4 protein-coding genes are annotated in these 3629 nt (G+C 65.2%); 2 read left to right on the top strand and 2 right to left on the bottom strand.

The features are described 5' to 3' along the window. Positions 1-615 (bottom strand): 2-keto-4-pentenoate hydratase (locus VFA16_RS19650; protein ID WP_324969429.1); only part of this gene is annotated, 615 nt, incomplete at its 3' end. Positions 616-687: 72 nt separating this feature from the next. Between VFA16_RS19650 and kstD the strand changes: the two genes are divergently transcribed. Beyond that, positions 688-2370 carry a 3-oxosteroid 1-dehydrogenase gene (kstD, locus tag VFA16_RS19645; protein WP_324969428.1) on the top strand — a complete coding sequence of 561 codons (1683 nt, stop codon included), beginning with the start codon at positions 688-690 and terminating at the stop codon, positions 2368-2370. 2 nt (positions 2371-2372) lie between these two features. After that, on the top strand, positions 2373-3233 hold the full coding sequence (locus VFA16_RS19640) for a MaoC/PaaZ C-terminal domain-containing protein (protein WP_324969427.1): 861 nt from the start codon (positions 2373-2375) through the stop codon (positions 3231-3233). Between the two features lie 68 nt (positions 3234-3301). On the opposite strand, the gene VFA16_RS19635 is transcribed toward VFA16_RS19640, so the two are convergent. Beyond that, the coding region (locus tag VFA16_RS19635) for a DUF559 domain-containing protein (RefSeq protein WP_324969426.1) at positions 3302-3629 on the bottom strand (328 nt) is incomplete at its 5' end.

The raw sequence follows: 3629 nt of genomic DNA, 5'->3' as shown, positions 1-3629 counted from the left end.
CGGATTGCCCAACACAGCGTCACTGCGGCCCTTGGCCACCACCTCACCGTTGCGGGACAGCACCGCTTCGATTCCGGTGATGTCGATATCTGCCGGCGCCACCCGTGCCTCGCCGAGGACGAAGCCCGCCGAGGAGGCGTTGTCGGCGATGGTGTCGCACAACGCGATCGTCCAGTCGGTGATCCGGGTGTCGATCAACTCGATCGCCGGGGCGAAGGCAGCCGTCGCCTGCAGGACGTCGTCCTCGGTGCACTCCGCGCCGGGCAGGTCGGCGGCCAGGATGAATCCGACTTCGACCTCCACCCGCGGATACAGGTAATTCGCCGCGGGCACCGGGGCTTCTTCGAACACCTGCATCTCGTCGAGCAAGTGGCCGTAGTCGGGCTCGTCGACACCCATCATCTGCTGCATCGCCAACGACGAGAGGCCCACCTTGTGCCCGACCACCCGAGCACCGTCGGCCACCCGCTGACGGATATTGATCAGCTGGATCTCGTAGGCGTCGACGACGTCGATCTCCGGGTGGGCAGCGGTCAGGGGCGGGATCGGCTGACGGCTGCGCTCGGCCTGTGCCAGGTCAGCTGCCAGCGCCTCGCGGACGGCGGGTGGAAGCATTTACCGAAGTCCCCTCGTGGGTGTGACCGGGGCAGTAGCGCCCGCCCCTGGCAATTCTATAACGTGTTCTACATGACAGCTCAGGAGTACGACGTCGTCGTGGTCGGGAGCGGCGGCGCCGGCATGGTTGCTGCCCTTACCGCCGCTGACCGGGGCCTCTCGACAATAGTTATTGAGAAGGCCCCGCACTATGGCGGGTCGACGGCGCGCTCCGGTGGCGGCGTGTGGATCCCTAACAACGAGGTTCTCAAGCGTGACGGTGTGAAAGACACGCCCGACGCGGCGCGCACCTACCTGCACAGCATAATCGGCGACATCGTCGAGCCGGAGCGCATCGACACCTATCTGGAGCGCGGGCCGGAAATGCTGTCGTTTGTGCTCAAGCACACGCCGTTGAAGATGTGCTGGGTGCCCGGCTACTCCGACTATTACCCCGAGGCGCCGGGCGGCCGCCCGGGTGGCCGCTCGATCGAGCCGAAGCCGTTCGACGCCAAGAAGCTAGGGCTTGACCTGCCCGGGCTGGAGCCGCCGTATGGCAAGGTGCCACTGAACGTGGTTGTGATGCAACAGGACTACGTGCGGTTGAATCAGTTAAAGCGCCACCCGCGTGGTGTGCTGCGCAGCTTGAAGGTCGGCGCGCGGACGATGTGGGCCAAGACAACCGGGAAGAACCTGGTCGGCATGGGTCGCGCTCTGATCGGTCCGCTGCGGATCGGTTTGCGGCAGGCCGGCGTTCCGGTGCAGCTCAACACCGCGTTGACAGATCTCTACGTCGAAGACGGTGCGGTTCGCGGGGTGTACGTCCGCGACACCAACGCTCCGGATACCGCCGAGCCGCAACTGATCAAGGCGCGACGCGGAGTGATCCTGGCCTGCGGCGGGTTCGAGCACAACGAGCAAATGCGGGTCAAATACCAGCGGGCTCCGATCACGACGGAGTGGACCGTCGGGGCCAAAGCCAATACCGGTGACGGCATTGTTGCCGCCGAAAAGCTAGGTGCAACTTTGGATCTGATGGAAGACGCATGGTGGGGTCCGACCGTTCCGCTGGTGGGGGCACCATGGTTCGCGTTGTCGGAGCGCAACTCACCCGGATCGATCATCGTCAACATGTCGGGCAAGCGATTCATGAACGAGTCGATGCCATACGTCGAAGCCGTTCATCGGATGTACGGCGGGGAATACGGCCAAGGGCCCGGGCCGGGCGAGAACATTCCCGCGTGGCTGGTGTTCGACCAGCAGTATCGGAACCGCTACATATTCGCCGGGCTGCAGCCGGGGCAGCGCATTCCGCGCAAATGGCTCGACTCGGGCGTAATCGTCCAGGCCGACACACCCCAAGAGCTCGCAGACAAAGCTGGGCTGCCGGTCGAGGAGTTCCTGGCAACCGTGCAGCGTTTCAACAGCTTTGCGCGGTCGGGTGTCGACGAGGACTTTCACCGTGGAGAAAGCGCCTACGACCGCTATTACGGCGACCCGACCAACAAGCCCAACCCGAATCTGGGCGAGATCAAGCACCCGCCGTACTACGCCGCCAAAATGGTGCCCGGTGACTTGGGCACCAAGGGCGGCGTGCGCACCGACGTGCACGGCCGCGCGCTGCGCGACGACGGCAGCGTGATCGATGGCCTCTACGCCGCAGGCAACGTCAGCGCCCCTGTGATGGGACATACCTATCCCGGCCCGGGCGGAACCATCGGTCCGGCAATGACATTCGGCTACCTGGCGGCCCTGCATATCGCGGAAGGCGCATAGATATGCCGATCGATCCGAGTATCGCGCTTGGCGCCGAGTTCGGCGCCGTTGAATTCTCGTGGACTGCCACCGATGTGCAGCTCTACAATCTGGCGCTGGGCGCCGGCTCAGACCCGATGGACCCGCGTGAGCTCAGCTACGTGGTGGACCACACTCCGCACGTGCTACCGACTTTCGGGTGTGTTGCCGCGTCGTTCCACGAGGTTGAACCGCCGAAGGTGAGCTGGCCGGGTGTGGACATCGACCTGGCGAAGGTGCTGCACGCCTCCGAAGAGGTGAGGGTGCCCGCGCCGTTGCCGCCGTCCGGAAGTGCCCGTGCGGTAAGCCGAATCGTCGAGGTGTGGGACAAGGGCAAGGCCGCGGTGGTTGTGCTCGAGACCTCGGTGACTGCCTCGGACGGCCAGCCCTTGTGGACGCAGCGGCGTTCGATCTTCGCCCGCGGTGAGGGCGGATTCGGCGGCGAGCGGGGGCCTTCAGGGGGCGTCGCGGCACCGGAGCGCACGCCGGACCTGGAGGTCGAGATTCCGGTGCTGCCGCAGCAGGCGCTGCTCTACCGGCTCTGCGGTGACCGCAACCCGCTGCATTCGGATCCCGAATTCGCCGCGGCCGCAGGGTTTCCACGGCCGATCCTGCACGGCTTGTGTACTTACGGTATGACCTGCAAGGCGATCGTCGACGCGATGCTGGACGGAGATGCCGGCGCGGTGGCCTCCTACGGCGCGCGGTTCTCGGGTGTCGCATTTCCCGGTGAGACGCTGCAGGTCGGCATCTGGAAAGACGACGGCCGGTTCCTGGCCAGCGTGGTGGCGCCGTCCCGCGACAACGCGGTGGTGCTCACCGGCGTGGAGCTGGTACCGGCTTAAGTTGCTTGCGGCCGAACCGCCGGGTGTGAAATTAGGTTCACTGCGGACGCCCGCGGGTGAACCTAACTTCACTGTCGCGTTGGCAGCGGGGTATGTCGAGCCCGCGCGGCCCGGACGCGGCGAATGATGTCAGGTTCCCGGTCGCCTGCGAGTACTCGGACGACGATCCAGCCAAGACGTTGGAGCACCTCATGGCGTTTGGCGTCGTACCGGTATTGGCGTGGGTCACTTTGATGGTGTTCGCCGTCGTATTCGACCGCGACCTTGAGATCCTCCCACCCCATGTCGAGATAGGCCACCCTACCGGTGAGCTCGTCATAGACCCGGATCTGCGTCTTTGGCTTGGGCAGTCCGGCACGAATCAGGATGAGCCGCAGCCAGCTTTCTTTCGGAGAC

It is taken from the genome of Mycobacterium sp. (assembly GCF_035653355.1).
Classification (GTDB): Bacteria; Actinomycetota; Actinomycetes; order Mycobacteriales; family Mycobacteriaceae; genus Mycobacterium.
This window is presented reverse-complemented; position numbering and strand designations above follow the sequence as displayed.